This window comes from Arenimonas sp., assembly GCF_035721105.1.
Taxonomy (GTDB): domain Bacteria; phylum Pseudomonadota; class Gammaproteobacteria; order Xanthomonadales; family Xanthomonadaceae; genus Arenimonas.
Window position 1 is genome coordinate 1 of the sequence record NZ_DASTNG010000012.1, and the last position, 18,448, is coordinate 18,448.

The following is an 18,448-nucleotide window of genomic DNA, read 5'->3' on the forward strand; positions in this document are numbered from 1 at the left end:
CCCCCGCCAACGCCCCGAACAGCACCACCGCACCCACCAGCAGCGCATGGTCCTCCGACCGCAGCAGCACATAGAGCAGCCCATAAAGGACCGCCAACCCGGCGCCGAACGCCCCGCCCCGCCCGCGCCCCCCCAGGACGCCGCCGAGGTAGAAGCCCACCAGGCCACTGCAGGCCGCCGCCGCGATCGCATACGCCGGGCCGAAGCCCAGGTGCTCGGACAGCGACAGCAGCAGCAGGTAGAACATCGCCATCGCCAGCCCGGTCAGGCCGTACTGGACGACGTGGACCGGCCGCGCCGCCAGCGCCTCGACCAGGAACACCGCGCCGAACACCAGCGCCAGGAACAGCAGCGCGTACTTGATGGCCCGTTCGGTCATCAGGTAGCGGTCGACCGGCTCGACCAGCCGCACGCTGAATTCGCCCTCCTCCAGCGCCGAGCAGTGGGTGGCCGTGGGCACGCAGCCCGCCAGCACCTGCTGCACCCGGCTCGACAGCCGAGATACCGCCCAGCGTGCCTCGAAGCCTGTTTCGTCGATCTTGCGCGCATCGGGCAGGTGGCGACCCTCGAAGCCCGGGTGCGGCCAGTCACCGACCAGGCTGACGGTGGTGTCCGCGCCCACCGGCAGCCAGCCCAGGCGCTGGGTGCCGCTGAGGTCGAGGCTGACCGTGAAGTCCATCGGCGCCGCCAGCATCGCCACCGGTACCGGCGCGCCCAGGCCTTCGGGCAGCCAGCCCACGCGGGTGCCGGGCTGGACCGCCAGCTTGCGGCCGCCCAGCGTGATGCCCAGCGCCCGCACGCCACGGTTGTCGCCCAGGCCCAGGACCAGCCAGGCCCGCACCGGCTCCAGCCGCACGCCGTCCCGGGTCCGCGGGGCGTGCACCAGGCGCCCCTTCAGGCCCAGGCTGCCGTGGTAGAGCGGCACGCTGAACAGGCTGCGCCCGCGGCGCTCGGTCCGCAGGCGAGCGTCGATCGCCAGGGTTTCCGGGCTGACCAGGTAGTGGACGGTCTCGGTGTCCTGCTCGGTCTCCTGGCTCAGGTGCCCGTCGCGGCTGACCACGCGCTTGCGCTCGACCGGGCGCCGGGCCTCGACCAGCAGCAGCGGCCCGACCACCGACTGCGGCCCGGCCGAGGACCGGGCGATGTCCTCGGCCACCTCCAGGCCCCGCTGCTGGCGCTCGGCCACCAGCCCGTCCAGCATCGCCAGCGGCAGCAACAGCACCACCAGCAGGAATCCCACCAGCCCCAGCTTCCACCCGATGCGCATGGCGCCTTGCCCCGTTCATGCCGCCCAGCGCGGCAGGGGCATGGGAACCCGGCGGGCGGGCTTTGGCCGGGCGAAATCTGGCATCCGGCGGGCGAAAAGCGGCGGGAAAAGCGGCACGCAAAGCGGTACCGGGTTCATTTTCATCCTCGATGAGACAGCGCGGCCCGCCCGCCCTGTCTCATCGAGGATGAAAATGAACCCGGTACCCGGCATGGCCCCCGCTTTTCGGCTTGCCTGGCATGCCTGGCTTGGCCGGTGGGTTGGGCGGTTTATACTTGCGGGTCCTGCGCGGAACCCACCACCCTGCCCGGCCGGCGCGATCCCGCGCCGCCGCGGCCTGCGCCAAAGCTGAAGAGAGAGCGAGCCATGTCGCAATACATCTACACCATGATCGGCGTCAGCAAGACCGTGCCGCCGAAGCGCCAGATCATCAAGGACATCTCGCTGTCGTTCTACCCGGGCGCGAAGATCGGCCTGCTCGGCCTGAACGGCTCGGGCAAGTCCACCGTGCTGCGGATCATGGCCGGCGTCGACAAGGACTTCACCGGCGAGGCCCGTCCCCAGCCCGGCATCAAGGTCGGCTACCTCGAGCAGGAGCCGCGCCTGAACCCGGAGCACACCGTGCGCCAGGCCGTCGAGGAAGGCGTGGGCGACCTGCTGCACGCGCAGGCGCTGCTGGACGCGGTCTACGCCGCCTACGCCGAGGAAGACGCCGACTTCGACAAGCTCGCCGCCGAACAGCAGCGCCTGGAGTCGATCCTGGCCACCGGCGACGCCGCCACCCTGGAACTGCAGCTCGAAATCGCCGCCGACGCCCTGCGCCTGCCGCCCTGGGACGCGATCTGCGGCCAGCTTTCGGGCGGTGAGAAGCGCCGCGTGGCGCTGTGCCGCCTGCTGCTGTCCAAGCCCGACATGCTGCTGCTCGACGAACCCACCAACCACCTCGACGCCGAATCGGTCGAGTGGCTCGAGCAGTTCCTCACCCGCTTCCCCGGCACCGTCGTGGCCGTCACCCATGACCGCTACTTCCTCGACAACGCCGCCGAGTGGATCCTCGAGCTCGACCGCGGCAAGGGCATTCCCTGGAAGGGCAACTACAGCGAGTGGCTGACCCAGAAGACCGAGCGCCTGAAGCAGGAAGAGTCGGCCGAGAAGGGCCGCCAGAAGGCCCTGCAGAAGGAGCTGGAGTGGTCGCGCCAGAACGCCAAGGGCGGCCGCAGCAAGGGCAAGGCCCGCCTGCAGCGCCTCGAGGACCTGCAGTCGGTCGAGTACCAGAAGCGCAACGAGACCAACGAGATCTTCATCCCGCCGGGCGAGCGCCTGGGCGACAAGGTCATCGAGTTCAAGAACGTCTCGAAGTCCTTCGGCGACCGCCTGCTGATCGACGACCTCAACATCACCATCCCGCCGGGCGCGATTGTCGGAATCATCGGTCCCAATGGCGCCGGCAAGTCGACCCTGTTCCGCATGATCACGGGCCAGGAAAAGCCGGACAAGGGCGAGGTCAACATCGGCCACACCGTCAAGATCGCCTACGTCGACCAGAGCCGCGATTCGCTCGAGGCCGACAAGAACGTCTGGCAGGCGGTGTCCGGCGGCAGCGACATCATCACGATCGGCAAGGTCGAGATCCAGTCGCGCGCGTACATCGGCCGCTTCAACTTCAAGGGCAGCGACCAGCAGAAGCTCGTCGGCACGCTGTCGGGCGGCGAGCGCGGCCGCCTGCACATGGCCAAGACCCTGCTGCAGGGCGGCAACGTGCTGCTGCTCGACGAACCGTCCAACGACCTCGACATCGAGACCCTGCGCGCGCTCGAGGACGCCCTGCTCGAGTTCCCGGGCTGCGCCCTGGTCATCTCGCATGACCGCTGGTTCCTCGACCGCATCGCCACCCACATCATCGCCTTCGAGGGCGACTCGCACGTGGAGTTCTACCAGGGCAACTACCGCGAGTACGAGGAAGACAAGAAGCGCCGCCTGGGCGAGGAAGGCGCGCGTCCGCATCGCCTGCGCTACAAGGCGCTCAAGTAAGGCATCCGGCGGGAAAGCTTCGGGCCTGAAGGCCCTCCTACAGCAACACGGGTAGGAGGGCCTTCAGGCCCGAATGCGTTTGGGACGCTGGTAGGAGGGCCTTCAGGCCCGAAGGCGTTTCAGACGGTCGGCAAGCACCACGCCCGCGAAGTGGCCCCACAGCCCCAGCCACAGCACCGGCACCAGCCAGGCCGGCGTGTCGGCGGCCTCGAACTTGCGGAAGTAGCGCCACAGCCCGCGATGCTTGTGCCATTCCACCCAGGCCGGGCGGACGCGGCTGGAGACGCCGCGCACGTGGGTCGCGCGCAGGTCGTTGGCGACCACTACTTCGTAGCCGGCGGCGCGCACGCGCCGGCACAGGTCCAGGTCCTCGGCGTGCAGGCGATAGCCTTCGTCGAAACCCTCCAGGCGCACGAACAGCCCCAGCGGCATCAGCATCAGCGCACCGGACACGGCGTCCACCGGCTGCACCACCTGCGCCGGATCGTGGCCCAGGTACAGCGCATCGCGCCGGCCGAGGCTCGCCAGCTGTTCGCGCAGCGAGGGATCGGCGCGACGCGAGGCCAGGTCCACTTCGCCGTCCTCGCCCACCAGCTCGACGCCCAGCAGCCCGGCCCCGGGGCGCGCGGTGGCGTGCGCGACCAGCCGCGACAGCGTCTCGCGCTCGACGAAGGCATCGGGATTCACGAACGCCACCCAGGGCTGCGAAATCGCGGTCGCGCCCTGGTTGCAGGCGGCGCCGAAGCCGCGGTTGTCGGGATTGCGCACCAGCGCCAGGCGCGCGTCGCGGCGCGCCAGGCGCTCGACGATGGCCGCGGTGCCGTCGGGCGAGGCGTTGTCGATCACCACCACCCGCGCCACGTCGCGCGCCGCCAGCAGCCGGAACAGGCAGGCCTCGATGGTGGCTTCGCTGGCGTAGGTGACCACCACCACGCCGATGTCGCGCGCGCTGAAATCGCGAAGCCCGCTGGCGCCCAGCACCGGCCATTCGCGCGAGGTGTTCACTCCGGCGCCTGCCGCCGCTTGAGCTCCGCCTCGAGGTGGGCGATGTACGCCATCGCATTCCGGAAATTCACCACTTCGCGGCGATAGGCCTCGTACACGCCCTCGGCCTGGTCGCCGAACACCGACAGCGCCGGCAGTGCGGCCAGCGCCGCGGCGTCGCGCGCGCAGGCGGCCAGGAAGTACATCGGCGCATTGGCCACGCCGTCGTGAATGGCCTGGCCGTCGAGGCTGAAGGCCTGCGCCGGCGAGGTGGCGCCGTCGAGCGACCACAGCACCGACTGGAACAGCAGCTTCTGGCCGAACAGCCGCCGCGCCGGGAAGCGCCCGGCCAGCAGCGCCTCGAACTCCGGCCGGTACAGCTCGCGCACGTGGTGCGGGTTCTGCACGCCGGTCAGGTCGGTGTAGACGTGGCGGTCGGGCGTGGACACCAGCAGCAGGCCGCCGGGCGCGAGCAGCCGCGCGAAGCCGTCGAGCATGCGTTCCTGCGCCTCCACGTGCTCGAGCGTCTCGAAGCTAAGCACCAGGTCGAAGCTGGCGTCGGGCAGGTGGTCGAGCGCGGTCACGTCGGCTTGCGCGAACGCCAGCCCGGGCGTGCCGCCGTAGCGTGCGCGGGCATGCGCCACCACGTCCTCGCCGATGTCGAGCCCCAGCACCTGGCCGCCGGCGGCGGCGATCATCGCGCTGCCGTAGCCCTCGCCGCAGGCGGCGTCGAGCACCCGGCGACCGGCCGCCAGCGGCCGCGCGAAGGCGTAGCGATGCCAGTGCTCCTGCGCGATCTCGCGATCGCGCTCGGGCGTGTAGCGCTCGCCGGTGAATGCCATGACGGGGACCTGGGCCATGCGCAAATGCTATCCGAACAGGTCCCGCTGCGGGCCGGACGCGTCCAGCGACTGCAGCCGCTGCTCCAGCGCGATGCGCCGGGCGGCCAGCGGATCGGCCATGATGAAGCGCGCCACGCGCTCGTTGTAGTCGGGCCAGCGCGCCAGCAGCCGCGCGAGGTTGTCGCCACCCGGCGCCAGGTCCAGCGGCTGGAACGAGGCGCCGCCTTGATGCACCACGTAGGCGGTGTCGCACAGCACGTTGCGCCAGCCCATGGCGGCCGCGCGCAGGCAGAAGTCGTTCTCCTCGCCGTAGCCGCGGCCGAAGGTCTCGGCGTCGAAATCGCCCAGCTGGCGGAGCGCGGCGCGCCGCACGTACATGCAAAAGCCCACCGCGGTGGGCAGCTCGGGATAGGCCGGCGCGAGCCCTGCGGCGGCCTCGGCCACGGCATCCGGGAACTCCGGCGCCGGGTTGTCCTCGCAAAAGCGCGGCCAGGAGCAGATCTCGGCGTTGTTCGACCAGGGCGTGATGGTGGCGATGCGCGGGTCGCTGGCGGCGCAGCGCACCAGCTGCTGCAGCCAGCCCGCGGTGACGACGGTGTCGGAATTGAGCAGCACCACGTCCGCCTCGCCGGTCTCGGCGAAGGCGGCGTTGCAGTTGGCCGGGAACCCGAGGTTGCGCGGGCGCCGCACGTAGCGCGCCGCCAGCGGGCTGCGCTCGCACCAGCCGCGGGCCATCGGCTCGACCCGCGGATCGGTCGAGGCGTCGTCGGCCAGCAGCACCGGGCTGCCCGCCGGCAGCGTGCGGTCGAGCGACGCCAGGCAGGCGTCCAGCGCCTCGAGCGCGTTGTGGATCGGCACCACCACCACCGGGCCCGCGCTCATTCCCGGCTCCCGTGCCAGGCGTGCGGCAGCCGCGCCAGGCCGTATTCGCGCGCCGTGCCGGTGACCTTGACGTCCCGGTCCAGGGTGTCGAACAGGCGCAGGCCCTCGCCGTCGAGCGCGCTCGCGCGCAGGCGGTAGCTGCCCGGCAGCAGCGACAGCGGCTCGAACACCAGCCGGAACCGGAAGCGACCCTCGCCCAGCGGCTCGGCCGGCACCGCGTCCATCTCGGAGCTGACGCCATAGACCGGCGTGCCGTCGGCGCGCACCCAGCCGTTGAGCATCACCGGCGGCAGGCCGTCGCGGCTGTGGATGACCACGTCCTGCTCGATGCGCCCGCCCATCGGCACCGTCACCGGCCCCTTGCCGGGCTCGCCGTTGAGCGTGACCGATTCGACCCGGAACTCGGGCTGCCAGCCCGGTGCCGTCGCAGGCACCTCGACCTCCGCGGCGCGGCGCGCCTCCACCTCGGCCAGGTAGCGCTGGCTGACGTCGAACACCTCGCCCTGGGCGGCGATGCGGCCGTCCTTGAGCCAGATCGCGCGGCGGCAGAGCTTCTGCACGTGGTACATGCTGTGCGAGACCAGCAGCAGGGTGCCGCCGCCGGCCAGGTACTCGTCCATCCAGCGGATGCACTTGCGCTGGAAGTTGACGTCGCCGACCGCCAGCACTTCGTCGGTGATCAGCAGGTCCGGCCGCACCGCGGCCACCACCGCGAAGCCCAGCCGCACCACCATGCCCGACGAGTAGTGCTTCACCGGCTCGTCGATGTAGCGGCCGATGTCGGCGAAGGCCTCGATCTCGGGCATCTTCGCCGCCAGCGCCGGGCCTTCCAGGCCGCGCAGGGCGGCGGCCAGTCGCACGTTGTCGCGGCCGCTGAGCTCGGGATGGAAGCCGGCGCCCAGCTCCAGCAGCGCACCGACGCTGCCGCGGGTGGCCACGGTGCCGGCGCTGGGCGTCAGCACGCCGGTGATGAGCTTGAGCAGGGTCGATTTGCCGGCGCCGTTCTCGCCGATGATGGCCAGCGATTCGCCCGGCCACACCGCGAAGTCGATGTCCTCCAGGATGCTGGCCACGCGCCGCGGCGGACGCCCGCGCAGCACGTCCCAGAGCGCACTGACGCGGTCGCCGCGATGGCCCAGCACCGGGTAGCGCTTGGCCAGGCCCTCGGCGCGGACCAGCGGCTCGCCGCTCACAGGAAGTCCTCGAGATGGCTGCGCGCGCGCCGCGACAGCGCATTCGCCAGCCACAGCACGGCCAGCGCCACCGCCAGCGAGGCGCCCAGCGCCAGCCAGTCGGGCGAATGCCCGGTCAAGGCGCGGCGCACGCTTTCCACCGGCACCGCCAGCGGGTTGAAGGCCAGCCAGCCGGCCACCGGCCCGGGCAGCACGCTGCGGTCGTAGAGCACCGGCGTGACGAAGAAACCCAGCATCAGCAGCTGGCCGGTGACCGCGGCGATATCGCGCAGGAACACCTGCAGCACCGCCAGCAGCCGCGCCGCGGCCAGCGCATGCACGCCGACCACGGCCAGCGCCGCCAGCGCCGCCGGCAGCCCGGCCGGCGCCAGGCCCACGCCGAACGCCAGCAGCACCGCCAGCACCAGGACCAGGCCGGCCAGGTCGATCATCAGGCTGGCCACCACCCGCACGTCGATGTACAGGCGGTGCGGCACCGCGACCTTGCCGATCAGCGAGGCGTTGTCGGTCAGCGCCGTGACGCCGCGGTTGGCGGCATTGGCGAACAGGTTCCAGGGCCACAGCCCCAGCGCCAGGAAGGCGCCGTACGGCAGGTCGCCGCTCTGCGCGCGCGCCGGCAGCAAATGGCCGAAGACCCAGGACAGCACGGCCAGCTGCAGCAGCGGCAGCAGGAACAGCCAGGCGACGCCGAGCAGGCTGCCGCGGTAGCGCTCCTCTAGCTCGCGCCGCAGCAGCTCGCGGAAGACGGCGGAAACAGCGGGAACCATGGCGGACTCAGTCGGCGTCGCGCGGCTTGCCCAGCGGCTCCAGCGCGCGGAAGCGCTCGCCGTATTCGTCGGTGAGGCGGCGCGCCTCGGCCGGGTCGCGGATCACCCGCGGCGTCACCAGGATGATCACTTCCGAACGATTCGAGTCGCGCGTCTTGGTGCCGAACAGGCCGCCCACCACCGGCAGCCGGCTCAGGCCGGGGATGCCGCTGCTGCCGTCGGTGCTGCCTTCGGTGATCAGGCCGGCCAGCATCACGGTCTCGCCGCTCTTGATGGCGGCCTCGGTGATCAGGCTGCGCTTGTTGATGGGCACGTTGCCGGTCGGGTCGCCCGCGCGCGGGGCGCCGGGCGAACTCACTTCCTGCTCGATCTCCATGAACACGGTGCCGTCGCGGCTGATGCGCGGCGTCACCGTGAGGATGACGCCGGTGTCGAGGTACTGCACCTGGGTGAAGGTGCCGTTGCCCGAGCCCGGGTCGCCGGCGATCGGGTTGAAGCTGGTGCTGTTGACCGGGATCTTGGTGCCGACGTCGAGCTTGGCCTCGGCGTTGTTGCGCACCACCACCGAGGGCGTGGACAGCACGCGCACGTCGGAGACGTCGTCCAGCGCCGAGACCACGGCGGCGGCGTTGCGGCCCAGGAAGGTCCAGCCCAGGCCGTTGGCGCCGACGCTGCCGGAGATGTCGCCCCAGATGTCGCGGCCCAGGGCGCTGGGCAGGCCGGCGTCCTCGACGGCGTTCTCGAAGTACCAGTTCACGCCGTAGCTCAGCTCGCCGGTGAGCTGCACCTCGACCACCTGGGCCTCGATGTGCACCTGCAGCGGCATGGTGTCGAGGCGCTCGATGGCGCGGCGGATCGACTCCCACTGGCCGGGCGTGGCGCGCACCAGCAGGGCGTTGGATTCCTCCACCGCGCTGATGGCGACGTCGGCGTCGCTGCCCAGGGCGATGCCGTCGCCCCGGCCGGCCCCGCCGCCGCCGGCGCTGGCGGCGATGGCGTTGGCGTTCTCGGCGCGCGCCTTCGGATCGGCGGCATCGGCGGCCGGGGTGTCGATGGAGCGGATCTGCACCGGCGCCAGGCCGGGCATGATCGACGGCGGACCGCCGCGGTCGGTGCCGGCGCCCGCGCTGGCGGCGCCGCCGCCGAACACCTGGCTGAGCTGGTCGGCCAGGTCCACGGCCTTCATGTACAGCACTTCGTAGGTGTAAAGGCGCGCGCCTTCACCGCCACCGGCGTCGAGCCGCTCGATCCAGTCCTGCGCCTGGCGCAGGTAGCGCGCCTGCGGGGTGATCACCATCACCGCGTTCTGCCCTTCCAGCGGCATGAAGCGGAACATGCCCGAGACCGGCGTGCTGCCTTCCTCGCCGAACACGCCGTTGAGCTCGTCGACCATCTGCGCCGCTTCCGACGACTGCAGCGGGAACACGCCCACCGACATGCCGGCCAGCCAGTCGACGTCGAAGATCTCGACCGTGCGCAGGTAGTTCTGCAGCTCGCTGCGGGTGCCCGCCAGCACGATCAGGTTGCGCGAGGCGTCGACGCTGACCACGGCGTTGGCGCGGGCGTAGGGCTCGAGGATCTTCTTCATCTCGGCCGCCGAGATGTACTGCAGCGGCACGGCGCGCACTTCGTAGCCGCGGGCGTTGCCGACGCCGCCGGTGCGCGGCGACAGGTTGCCGGCCAGCGCCTGGTCGGCGGGCACCACGTTGTAGCGGCCGTCGGTCCAGACCAGGCGGGCGTTGTTCCAGCCCAGCACCATCTCGAGCAGGCTCAGCGCCTGCGCGGCGTTCACCGGGCGCGGCGTCGCCAGCGTCACCTGGCCCTGCACGCCCGGCGCGATCACGTAGTTCTGCTGCAGCAGGTCGCCCAGGATGGCCTTGACCACCGCATGCACCGACTCGCCCTCGAAGTTGAAGGTGGCCTCGCCCGGGCTGTCGATCGAGGGCGGCGCCGCGGCGGCGACGCGCTGGTTGATGACCTGGCCGGTCCCGGGCGCCAGCTGCGCGCCGCTGCCGGCCTCGGCCGCGGCGGCCGCGGCCTCGGGCGCCTGCTCGGCCGCAGCAGTCGCGGCCTCGTTCGCGCGCGGGTCGGCGCCGCGCTGGATCACCGGTCCGCCGGCGGTGGCGCAGCCGGTGAGGAAAACGACCAGGGCGAGGCCCAGGACAGGGGCCAGGGACGGGAAATTCTTCATCGGATCACTCTACCTGTTTGGCCCCGTCCTGCGCCGCCCGCTCCGCGGCGGCCTCGGCGGCGCGCTGGGCGCGACGGGCTTCGATGCGTCGGCGGATGGCTTCCACCTGCTGTTCGGGCGTGGCCGGGACGGCGGCTGCGGTCGCGGCCGCCGGGGCGGGTTCGCCGCCCGGGGGACTGGCGTCGGCCGGCGCGGGGGCCGGCGTCCGGGCGGCGTCGCGCGGACTGGCCGGGGCCGCGCCCGCGGCGACCGGGGCCTGGACCGCGGTGACCGGCTCGCCGCCGGTGCCGTCGAAGACGCGCAGGGGCAGTTCGCGGCGGCCTTCGGGGCCTTCGAACACGGCCTGGCGCGGCGCGATCTCGACCAGCCGCCAGGCGGTGCCTTCGACCAGGTCGCCGACCCGCACGCGGCGGCGGCTGCCGTCTGACTTGGCCTGCACGATCGCCAGCCGGACGTCGCCGGCGATCAGCACGCTGGTCAGCTCCACGTCCAGCGGCGCATCGCCGCTGCCCTCGCCCGCCACCAGGGCCGGCGGTCGCCGGTCGGCGCTGAGCAGGGGGCGATTGCCCACTTCCAGGTAGTCGGCGGCCGGTCCCAGGCGCGAGCCGACGGCTTCGAGCCGCACCTGCGGCACCGGCGGCGCCAGCGCGGCGTTGCCCGGGTGCAGGCCGACCCGCCCGCCCAGGCCGGCCAGCGCCAGCAGCAGCAGGCCGACCGACCAGGCCGCGATCGCGGCCAGCAGCGCACCCGCCGGGCGCAGGCGGCCGATCACGGCGCGGCTCCGGCGGGGGTCTTGAGGTAACCGTACAGGTCGAAGCTGGTGTCGATGGCGCCGCCCTCGGGGCCCGCGGCCAGGTAGCTGCGGCGCGACAGCAGGTCCAGGTTGTCGACGAACAGCTGCGGGCTGCCGCTTTCAAGCGCGTGCAGCACCGCGCCCAGCTCGGCCATGCCGCAGCGCAGGCGCACCTGCACGGTCGCGCGGACGAAGGGCTCCTCGACCCGCGACTCGGTCGGCGTGCGCGCGGTGATCTGGCAGCGGCCGGGCTGCGGGCTGGCCTCGGCGATCACCGCCTCGAGCCGCTGCACCAGGGCCGCGGTGGCCAGCTGGCGGTTGGTTTCGGGCAGGAAGCCGGGGTTGCCGCTTTCGAAGGCGCGCACCCGCGCCAGCTCGGCCTCGAGCACCGGGCGCTGGGCGATTTCCTCGCGCAGCGCCAGCTCCTGGTCGCGCAACTGGGCGATCTCGTCGCCCATCGCCAGCATCGGCGCGGTCCACCACCAGTGCAGCAGCAGGCCGTAGGCCAGCACCAGCGCCACGGCGGCGCCGGCCAGCAGCTTCAGGCGATCAGCGGCCTTCGTCATCGACGCCCTCCGTGGCGGCGTTGACCACGCGCGCGGTCAGGGTGAAACGGTCGCGGCCGGTGCGCGGGTCGGACTGCACCACGCCCGACAGCGCCGGATCGGTGATCAGCGGCGACGCCTGCAGCAGCGCGACCAGCGCCGGCGCGGCGCGGCTCTGGCCGACCATCACCAGCTGGTCGCCGGTGATCGCCAGCTTGTCGAGCGACGTGTCGTCGGGGATGCGACGGGTCAGCTCGTCCATCACCTCGAGCATGGTCGGGCGACTGGCGCGGGTGGCGGCCAGGAAGTTGGCGGCCTGGGCCGAGGACACCAGCTGGTTGCGCAGCAGGCGCGCCTCGCGGGCCTGGTCGTTGGCGCTGGCGACCAGGGCGCGCAGTTCGTCGCGGCGCTCGGCGCGGTTGTGCAGGCTCAGGCCCAGGGTCGCCAGCAGGCCGACCACCGCGGTGGCGGCGAGGGCAAGGTGCAGGCGGCGCACCGGGTCGCGGCGCTGCGCGCGGGCGGCGTCGGGCAGCAGGTTCAGGCCCAGGCGGCGGCCGTCGGCCTCGATGCCGTCGACGCCGGCCAGGCCGCGGGCCAGCGGGCCGATCGCGGCAAGTTCGGCGTCCAGGCGCGTGCGCGGCAGCACCAGCAGTTCGACCCGCAGCTGCTGCGCGGCGACGTCGCGCGACAGCACGCACCCCTCGAAACTGACCTGGTCGGCGGAGAACGGCGTCTGCCGGTCGAGCTCGAAGGCCAGCACCTCGCGCAGGCGCGGCTCGGCCGCGGCCGGCAGCACCAGCACCCGGCGCAGCATGCTGGCGGCCGGCACCATCAGCCAGCGCGGCGTGCCGCTGGCATCGGCGCGCGCGCCCAGCGCCTCGAGCAGGTCGGGATCCAGCGGCACTTCGCCCAGGCGCAGGTCGCCGCGGTGGCGGGCGGCCACCAGCACCAGGGTGTCGTCGTGGCGCCACAGGCACAGGCGCTGCGTTTCGCCGGCGACCTGGTCGCGCCAGCGCGCCGGCAGCAGCGACAGCACGGCCTCGCGCAGCCGCGCCGGCAGCGTGCTTCGCGCCAGGCGCAGCTTCAGGGGATCGAGCAGGGTGGCGAGGCGGTCGGCGGCGGGCATCAGTAAGGTTCTCCCGTCCGCCAGGCCAGCGGGGCATACAGTTGTCCGAAACCCGACCCCGCGCCGATGCGCAGCGTGGCGTGGACTTCGACGAGGGTGCCGTCCGGACGGGTGGCGCGGCTGGCCACACTATACGTACCCGACCCGTTCACGGCGAGGGTGCTGCCGTCGGGCAGCAGCGGCAGCGGCAGGCCCGGCCGCCAGGCCTGGCGCAGGGCCAGCAGTTCGGCCACCTGCGCCGGCGCCAGGCCCATCGCCTGCAGCACCGGCAGCTGCGCCAGGCTCATGTCGGGGCTCGGCATCGCGGTGTACACCGTGACGTGCGGCGCCAGCAGCCGGTAGGTGGCCAGGTCCATGCCCAGCAGCTGCTGCAGTTCGCCCAGCGTGGTGAACGGCTGGTCCTTGGCGCCGTATTCGAGGCCGGCGGCGGCGTAGTCGCGATCCTCGGCACCGCCGGACACGGCCAGCAGGCTGTCGGCGTCGCGCCAGTCCTGGATCACGCCGGCCAGGCGTTCGGCGCGGTCGGGCTCGACGCCCAGCCAGCCCATCAGCGCCGCGAGCTGGCCGGCGTCGGCGGCGTTGAGGTCCATCTTGGCGGCCTCGTCCTGCACCCGCACCTCGACCTGGTAGCCGTCGAACTCGAAGCGCTGCGGGCGGCCGTCGGGCACCCAGCGCGCGGCCGGGTCGGCTTCCACCAGGCGCAGGCTGGCCAGCTCGATGCCGGCCTCGGCGGCCAGGCGCGCCGCGACCTGCTGCCGCAGCGCACTGCCCTGCAGCGCCTCGGTGCGGGTGCCCAGCGCGAACACGGCGATCAGCCCCGCCATCAGCAGCAGCATCCACAGCACCAGCAGCAGGGCGGCCCCGCGGGCGGCGCGCGTCACGGGGTTTCCTCCGTCGGGTTGCCGTCGATGCGGCCGCCGCCCCAGCCCGCCGACACCGCGGCGGCCTGGCGCGGTGCGGCGACCAGGGTCGGGAAGCGCGCGCGTTCATCGGCCATGCGCAGCTCCAGGCGCACCAGCCGCGGCATCGTGTCGGGGCTGTCCCAGCGCGCGGTCCAGGCGCCGGGACGACCGTCGTCGTCGAGGGTGCGGAATTCGAAGCGGCCGTCGGCGATGCCCTCGAGCAGGATCTCGGGCTCGCGGTCGCTGTCGAGCGGGCCGTCGGGCGTCAGCAGTTGGTGTTCGAACTCCAGCCGCAGGCCGTCGCTGCCGCGCACCAGCCGGAAGGTCTGCACGTAAGGGCCGCCGCGCGACAGATAGCCCGGCATCGGCGCCACCAGCTGGATCTCGTCCTGGTCGGCGACGAAGAGCGTGGCGCGGCCGGTGCGCGTATCGGTCTCGATCGGCAGCGGCAGTGCGTCCTCGACCTGGCGGCGCAGGAAGGACTGCACCGCGCGCAGGCGCTCGTGGCGCTGGGCCATGTCCTCGGCGCGACCGGTGGCGACGGTGGCGTTGCGCAGCGTGGCGAAGGCCAGCGCCACGCCGGCCGCCAGCAGCGTCGTCGCCAGCAGCACTTCGACCAGGCTGAAGCCGCGGCGCGCGTTCACTGCAGTCCCTGGCCGGGGCTGGGATAGCGCACGCGCAGGGTGGCGAAGCGCAGCGTGCGCGGCGTCTCGTCCTCGCCCCAGCTCACGTCCAGCTGCACGCGGTACAGCACCGGCGCACCCACCGGCTGCAGGCCCACGCTTTCGATCGGCACCACGTCGGCGCCCGACTCGGCGCGCGGCGCCGGGTCCTCGACTTCGCTGATCGCCAGCTCCCAGCGGTAGCGGCCGCGGTCGAAATCGCCGCGCTCGACCCCGGGTTCGATCGGCTCGAGCACGCCCACCTGCTCGAGCAGCGACTGCGCGTGCAGGGTCGCCTCGGTGGCGTCGCCGGCGTTGCGCACCTGCGCCAGCCCGCCGCTGAGGATGGCGATCAGGATGCCCAGCCCGACCGACAGCAGGGCGAAGGCAAGGATCACCTCGAGCAGGCTGAAGCCGCGCGGACGCCTCATGGCGCACCCTCGCCGCGGCGCAGCCGCACTTCGCCGGTGAGCCAGGCGACGTCGACGCGCCAGGCGGCGTCGCCGTTGCGCAGCACGATCCGGCCGCCGGTGGCGGCGCCTTCGGGGAAGAAGCGGATCGCGACCACCTGCGGCGACGCGAGCTCCTCGCGCGCCCCGGTGACTTCCAGCGCGATCGCGGCGGGCAGCTCGCCGCTGCGATCGCCGGCGCCGCGCCAGCGTTTTTCGCCCACGTCGAGGCTGAACACCTGTTCGCGGCCGGTGGCGATGGCCTGGGCGCGGGTGAAGCGCAGCTCGGCGGCGAGCTCGCGCGCGGCGCCGCGCAGCTGCTGCCCCGGCAGGCCGCTGCCGATCGCGGCCAGGCCCAGCGTGGCCAGGGCGGCGATGAGCACCATCACCACCACCAGCTCCACCAGCGAGAAGCCGCGCGGACGCATCATCGGTGGCGACCGGGGGCCGGCGCTCAGGGCCGGCGGATGTCCTGGTTGACGCTGTCGCCGCCGGCCTGCGCGTCGGCGCCCAGGCTGACCAGTTCGAACGGACCGTTGGCGCCCGGGCGCTTGAACTCGATCGCGGTGCCCCACGGGTCCTTGAGCTCTTCGGCGCGGGCGTAGGGACCCAGCCAGTTGGTGGCGCCGGTGGACGTGACCAGCTGGTCCAGGGAGTCGGGCAGCTTGCCGGTGTCCATGCGGAACTGGTCGATCTTGCCGGCCAGCGTCACCAGCTGGGTCTCGGCGATGCGCACGTTGGCGCGGTCCTGGCCGCCCATGATGCGGCTGGTGATCAGGGCCAGCACCGAGCCGATCAGGACGATGACGATCATCAGTTCGATCAGGCTCATGCCGCGGGCGTGTCGGGGGGAAGCAGGCAGTCGTCGCATCTCGGGGTCCTGTCAGATGGAATTGGTGAGGTCGTAGATCGGCAGCAGCACCGACAGCATGATGGCGCCGACCACGAGTGTCATCAGCACGGTGAGTGCCGGCACCAGCGCCGCCAGCAGGCGGTCGAGCGCGTTCGCGGTTTCCTGGTCGAAGGTGTCGGCGGCCTTGAGCAGCATGGCATCGAGCTCGCCCGACTCCTCGCCGACCTGGATCATGTGCACCGCCAGCCGCGGGAACACCTTCTGCCGCCCCAGCGCATAGCCCAGGCCGCTGCCGGTCTTGACCTCCTCGGCCGCGGCTTCCACGGCCTCGGCCAGCACGCGGTTGGACAGCACCGGGCGCGACAGGTTCAGGGCCCCCAGCAGCGGCACGCCGTTGCGCACCAGGGTGCCCAGGGTGCGCGCCAGCCGCGCGGTGTCGAGCTTGGCGACCAGGTCGCCCGGGAACCGGTACCGCAGCAACCGTGCGTCGATGGCGCGGCGCACCGCCGGGTCGTTGAACCTGAACGCGGCCCAGGCCGCCCCGCCCAGCGCGAGCACCAGCAGCGCCCACCACCAGCTTCGGATGAACAGGCTGGTCTTGAGCACCGCCAGCGAATACCAGGGCAGGTCGGCGTTCATGCTCTCGAACAGGGCCTGGAACTGCGGCACCACGAAGGCCATCAGGAAGGTGATGGAGGCGAACACCAGCACCGTGAGGATGGCCGGGTAGATCATCGCGTTGAGCACGCGGGCGCGCAGCACCGCGCTGCGCTCGAGATAGTCGGCCAGCCGGCGCAGGCTCTCGTGCAGGTTGCCGCCGGCCTCGCCGGCCCGCACCAGGTTCACGTACAGGCGGGAGAACAGGCCGTGCTGCTGTTCGAGCGCGGTCGACAGCGGCGTGCCGCCGCGCACCGACTCGCGCACGCGCTCGACCACGCGTCGCGCCTCGGGCGTGTCGGGCAGCTCCAGCAGGATGCCGAGCGCGCGGTCCAGCGGCTGCCCGGCGCCGAGCAGGGTCGCCAGCTGCTGGGTGAACTGCAGCACCTGCGGGTCGCCGAACTCCTTGCGCTTGAGCAGCGCGCCCAGGCCGTCGCCGCCGCCCTGGTCGGCGCGTCGCGCCTCCACCGGCAGGTGGCCCTGGTCCTGCAGGCGCGCGATCACTTCCTCGGCGCTGGCGGCCTCCATCTGGCCGTCGAGGCTTTCGCCGGCGGTCGACAGCGCCTTGTAGCGGAACAGCGCCATCGGCCTAGGCGTCCTGCGTCACGCGCAGGACTTCCTCGATGGTGGTCAGGCCCTGCATGGCCTTGACCAGGCCGTCCTCGTACATGGTGCGCATGCCGCGCGCGCGCGCCGCTTCCTCGAGTTCGCCCATGCCCGCGTGCTGCATCACCAGCCGGCGCAGGCTGTCGTCCATCACCAGGAATTCCATGATGGTGGTGCGGCCGAGGTAGCCGGTCGGCGTCAGCGCCGAAGGCTTCGGCCGATACAGGTAGATCGTGCCCTCGGGCTGGAAGCGGCGCAGGCCGAACTCCTCCACCACTTCCGGCAGCGCCTCGTAGCGTTCGGCGTGGGTGGGCTCGATCCGGCGCACCAGGCGCTGGGCCAGGATGCCGTTGACCGTGGACGTGAGCAGGTAGTCCTCCACGCCCATGTCCATCATGCGGGTGATGCCGCCGGCGGCGTTGTTGGTGTGCAGGGTGCTGAGCACCAGGTGGCCGGTGAGCGCCGACTGGATCGCGATGCGCGAGGTTTCCAGGTCGCGCATCTCGCCGATCATGATGATGTCGGGGTCCTGGCGGACGATGCTGCGCAGCGCGTGGGCGAAGTCCAGGCCGATCTGCGGCTTGGCCTGGATCTGGTTGATGCCCTCGATCTGGTATTCGACCGGGTCCTCGACGGTGATGATCTTGACGTCGGGCGTGTTGAGCTGGCTGAGCGCGGCGTACAGCGTGGTGGTCTTGCCCGAGCCGGTCGGGCCGGTGACCAGCAGGATGCCGTGCGGCTGCTCGAGCACCTTCACGAACTGGCCGAGGAATTCATCGGTGAAGCCCAGCGCCTTGAAGTCGAGCACGACCGATTCGCGGTCGAGCAGTCGCATCACCACGCTCTCGCCGTGCGCGGTGGGCACGGTGCTCACGCGCAGGTCCAGCTCCTTGCCCTGCACCCGCACCATGATGCGGCCGTCCTGCGGCAGCCGGCGCTCGGCGATGTTGAGCTTGGCCATGATCTTGATGCGCGAGATCACCGCCGCGGTGAGGTTGGCCGGCGGCGATTCGGATTCCTCCAGCACGCCGTCGACGCGGTAGCGCACCTTCAGGCGGTTCTCGAAGGGCTCGATGTGGATGTCGGAGGCACGCAGTTCGACGGCGCGCTGGATGACCAGGTTCACCAGCCGGATGACCGGGGCTTCCGACGCCAGGTCGCGCAGCTGTTCGACGTCGGCCTCGTCGCCACCGGACTCGTCGCCCAGGTTCTCGACGATGGTGCCCATGGCCGACCGGCCGGAGCCGTAGTAGCGCTCGACCAGGTCGGCGATCTCGGCGCGCAGGCCCACCTTCACCCGCACGCCGCGGCCGGTGGCCAGGGCCACGGCCTCGGCGGCATACGGATCCTGGGGATCGGCCACCAGCAGCTCGACGTAATCCTCGCCCTCGCCCACCGGGCACACGGCCAGCTGCTTGAGGAAGCGCAGCGACAGCGCCACGCCCGGGGGCGGCGCGTCGGGGCAGTCCTTGGCCGCCAGCAGCGGCAGGTCCATCACCTCGGCGGCGGCCTCGGCCATGTCGCGCTCGGACACCATGCCCAGCCGCACCAGCAGCGCCGCCAGCGAACCGCCGGCCTCGGCCTGCAGGCGCTGGGCGCGCGCCAGGTCCGCTTCCTTGAGCCGGCCGCGCGCGGACAGCGCCGCGGCGATGCGGCTGTCGGCGGTTTCCATGGTTTCTTTCACGACCGAGGCCACGG

At 72.4% G+C, this 18,448-nt stretch carries 18 protein-coding genes; 1 reads left to right on the forward strand and 17 read right to left on the reverse strand.

The window, feature by feature from the left end:
• A partial coding sequence (creD, locus tag VFQ84_RS00970; protein ID WP_325128271.1) for a cell envelope integrity protein CreD occupies nt 1–1,267 on the reverse strand: 1,267 nt, incomplete at its 3' end.
• A 366-nt stretch (nt 1,268–1,633) separates the two neighbouring features.
• Between creD and ettA the strand changes: the two genes are divergently transcribed.
• A complete protein-coding gene (gene ettA, locus VFQ84_RS00975; protein WP_325128273.1) occupies nt 1,634–3,298 on the forward strand; it encodes an energy-dependent translational throttle protein EttA in 1,665 nt (554 codons plus the stop codon).
• A 102-nt stretch (nt 3,299–3,400) separates the two neighbouring features.
• Here the strand turns inward: ettA and VFQ84_RS00980 are convergent, their stop codons facing one another.
• From VFQ84_RS00980 to gspE, 16 genes are all read right to left on the reverse strand, one after another.
• On the reverse strand, nt 3,401–4,237 hold the full coding sequence (locus VFQ84_RS00980; RefSeq protein WP_414636984.1) for a glycosyltransferase family 2 protein: 837 nt from the start codon (nt 4,235–4,237) through the stop codon (nt 3,401–3,403).
• A gap of 62 nt (nt 4,238–4,299) precedes the next feature.
• Nucleotides 4,300–5,142, reverse strand: coding sequence for a class I SAM-dependent methyltransferase (locus VFQ84_RS00985; protein ID WP_325128276.1), 843 nt, complete (start codon nt 5,140–5,142; stop codon nt 4,300–4,302).
• A gap of 9 nt (nt 5,143–5,151) precedes the next feature.
• On the reverse strand, nt 5,152–6,006 hold the full coding sequence (locus VFQ84_RS00990; protein ID WP_325128279.1) for a glycosyltransferase family 2 protein: 855 nt from the start codon (nt 6,004–6,006) through the stop codon (nt 5,152–5,154).
• Nucleotides 6,003–7,199 carry an ABC transporter ATP-binding protein gene (locus VFQ84_RS00995; protein ID WP_325128280.1) on the reverse strand — a complete coding sequence of 399 codons (1,197 nt, stop codon included), beginning with the start codon at nt 7,197–7,199 and terminating at the stop codon, nt 6,003–6,005. Before VFQ84_RS00995 ends, VFQ84_RS00990 begins: the two co-directional genes overlap by 4 nt.
• Nucleotides 7,196–7,966 carry an ABC transporter permease gene (locus VFQ84_RS01000; RefSeq protein WP_325128281.1) on the reverse strand — a complete coding sequence of 257 codons (771 nt, stop codon included), beginning with the start codon at nt 7,964–7,966 and terminating at the stop codon, nt 7,196–7,198. The genes VFQ84_RS00995 and VFQ84_RS01000 overlap by 4 nt, the downstream gene beginning before the upstream one ends.
• Before the next feature lie 7 nt (nt 7,967–7,973).
• Nucleotides 7,974–10,157, reverse strand: coding sequence for a type II secretion system secretin GspD (gene gspD / locus VFQ84_RS01005; protein WP_325128283.1), 2,184 nt, complete (start codon nt 10,155–10,157; stop codon nt 7,974–7,976).
• Nucleotides 10,158–10,161: 4 nt separating this feature from the next.
• Complete coding sequence (locus VFQ84_RS01010; RefSeq protein ID WP_325128285.1) at nt 10,162–10,929, reverse strand: hypothetical protein; 768 nt, start codon at nt 10,927–10,929, stop codon at nt 10,162–10,164.
• Nucleotides 10,926–11,516, reverse strand: a complete 591-nt coding sequence (gspM, locus tag VFQ84_RS01015; protein ID WP_325128287.1) for a type II secretion system protein GspM — start codon at nt 11,514–11,516, stop codon at nt 10,926–10,928. The genes VFQ84_RS01010 and gspM overlap by 4 nt, the downstream gene beginning before the upstream one ends.
• The gene (locus VFQ84_RS01020; protein WP_325128289.1) at nt 11,500–12,621 is read right to left on the reverse strand and encodes a PilN domain-containing protein; all 1,122 of its coding nucleotides are present in this window, start codon (nt 12,619–12,621) and stop codon (nt 11,500–11,502) included. The genes gspM and VFQ84_RS01020 overlap by 17 nt, the downstream gene beginning before the upstream one ends.
• Nucleotides 12,621–13,502, reverse strand: coding sequence for a type II secretion system minor pseudopilin GspK (locus tag VFQ84_RS01025; protein ID WP_325128291.1), 882 nt, complete (start codon nt 13,500–13,502; stop codon nt 12,621–12,623). Before VFQ84_RS01025 ends, VFQ84_RS01020 begins: the two co-directional genes overlap by 1 nt.
• Entirely contained in the window at nt 13,499–14,167 is a 669-nt protein-coding gene (locus VFQ84_RS01030; protein ID WP_325128293.1) for a prepilin-type N-terminal cleavage/methylation domain-containing protein, read from the reverse strand. The genes VFQ84_RS01025 and VFQ84_RS01030 overlap by 4 nt, the downstream gene beginning before the upstream one ends.
• The gene (locus VFQ84_RS01035) at nt 14,164–14,616 is read right to left on the reverse strand and encodes a type IV pilus modification PilV family protein (RefSeq protein WP_325128295.1); all 453 of its coding nucleotides are present in this window, start codon (nt 14,614–14,616) and stop codon (nt 14,164–14,166) included. Before VFQ84_RS01035 ends, VFQ84_RS01030 begins: the two co-directional genes overlap by 4 nt.
• Nucleotides 14,613–15,065 carry a type II secretion system protein XpsH gene (xpsH, locus tag VFQ84_RS01040; protein ID WP_325128297.1) on the reverse strand — a complete coding sequence of 151 codons (453 nt, stop codon included), beginning with the start codon at nt 15,063–15,065 and terminating at the stop codon, nt 14,613–14,615. Before xpsH ends, VFQ84_RS01035 begins: the two co-directional genes overlap by 4 nt.
• Nucleotides 15,066–15,088: 23 nt before the next feature.
• The gene (gene gspG / locus VFQ84_RS01045) at nt 15,089–15,505 is read right to left on the reverse strand and encodes a type II secretion system major pseudopilin GspG (RefSeq protein WP_325128299.1); all 417 of its coding nucleotides are present in this window, start codon (nt 15,503–15,505) and stop codon (nt 15,089–15,091) included.
• A 12-nt stretch (nt 15,506–15,517) separates the two neighbouring features.
• Nucleotides 15,518–16,729, reverse strand: a complete 1,212-nt coding sequence (locus VFQ84_RS01050) for a type II secretion system F family protein (protein ID WP_325128301.1) — start codon at nt 16,727–16,729, stop codon at nt 15,518–15,520.
• A 4-nt stretch (nt 16,730–16,733) separates the two neighbouring features.
• The gene (gspE, locus tag VFQ84_RS01055) at nt 16,734–18,422 is read right to left on the reverse strand and encodes a type II secretion system ATPase GspE (protein WP_325128303.1); all 1,689 of its coding nucleotides are present in this window, start codon (nt 18,420–18,422) and stop codon (nt 16,734–16,736) included.
• Nucleotides 18,423–18,448: the final 26 nt, after the last annotated feature.

Coding starts and splice junctions, on each gene's coding strand:
- gspM (WP_325128287.1), bottom strand. CDS start 11,516: ATGACGAAGGCCGCTGATCGCCTGAAGCTGCTGGCCGGCGCCGCCGTG.
- gspE (WP_325128303.1), bottom strand. CDS start 18,422: ATGGAAACCGCCGACAGCCGCATCGCCGCGGCGCTGTCCGCGCGCGGC.
- VFQ84_RS01020 (WP_325128289.1), bottom strand. CDS start 12,621: ATGCCCGCCGCCGACCGCCTCGCCACCCTGCTCGATCCCCTGAAGCTG.
- VFQ84_RS01035 (WP_325128295.1), bottom strand. CDS start 14,616: ATGAGGCGTCCGCGCGGCTTCAGCCTGCTCGAGGTGATCCTTGCCTTC.
- VFQ84_RS01050 (WP_325128301.1), bottom strand. CDS start 16,729: ATGGCGCTGTTCCGCTACAAGGCGCTGTCGACCGCCGGCGAAAGCCTC.
- gspD (WP_325128283.1), bottom strand. CDS start 10,157: ATGAAGAATTTCCCGTCCCTGGCCCCTGTCCTGGGCCTCGCCCTGGTC.
- ettA (WP_325128273.1), top strand. CDS start 1,634: ATGTCGCAATACATCTACACCATGATCGGCGTCAGCAAGACCGTGCCG.
- gspG (WP_325128299.1), bottom strand. CDS start 15,505: ATGCGACGACTGCCTGCTTCCCCCCGACACGCCCGCGGCATGAGCCTG.
- xpsH (WP_325128297.1), bottom strand. CDS start 15,065: ATGATGCGTCCGCGCGGCTTCTCGCTGGTGGAGCTGGTGGTGGTGATG.
- VFQ84_RS00985 (WP_325128276.1), bottom strand. CDS start 5,142: ATGGCCCAGGTCCCCGTCATGGCATTCACCGGCGAGCGCTACACGCCC.
- VFQ84_RS00990 (WP_325128279.1), bottom strand. CDS start 6,006: ATGAGCGCGGGCCCGGTGGTGGTGGTGCCGATCCACAACGCGCTCGAG.
- VFQ84_RS01000 (WP_325128281.1), bottom strand. CDS start 7,966: ATGGTTCCCGCTGTTTCCGCCGTCTTCCGCGAGCTGCTGCGGCGCGAG.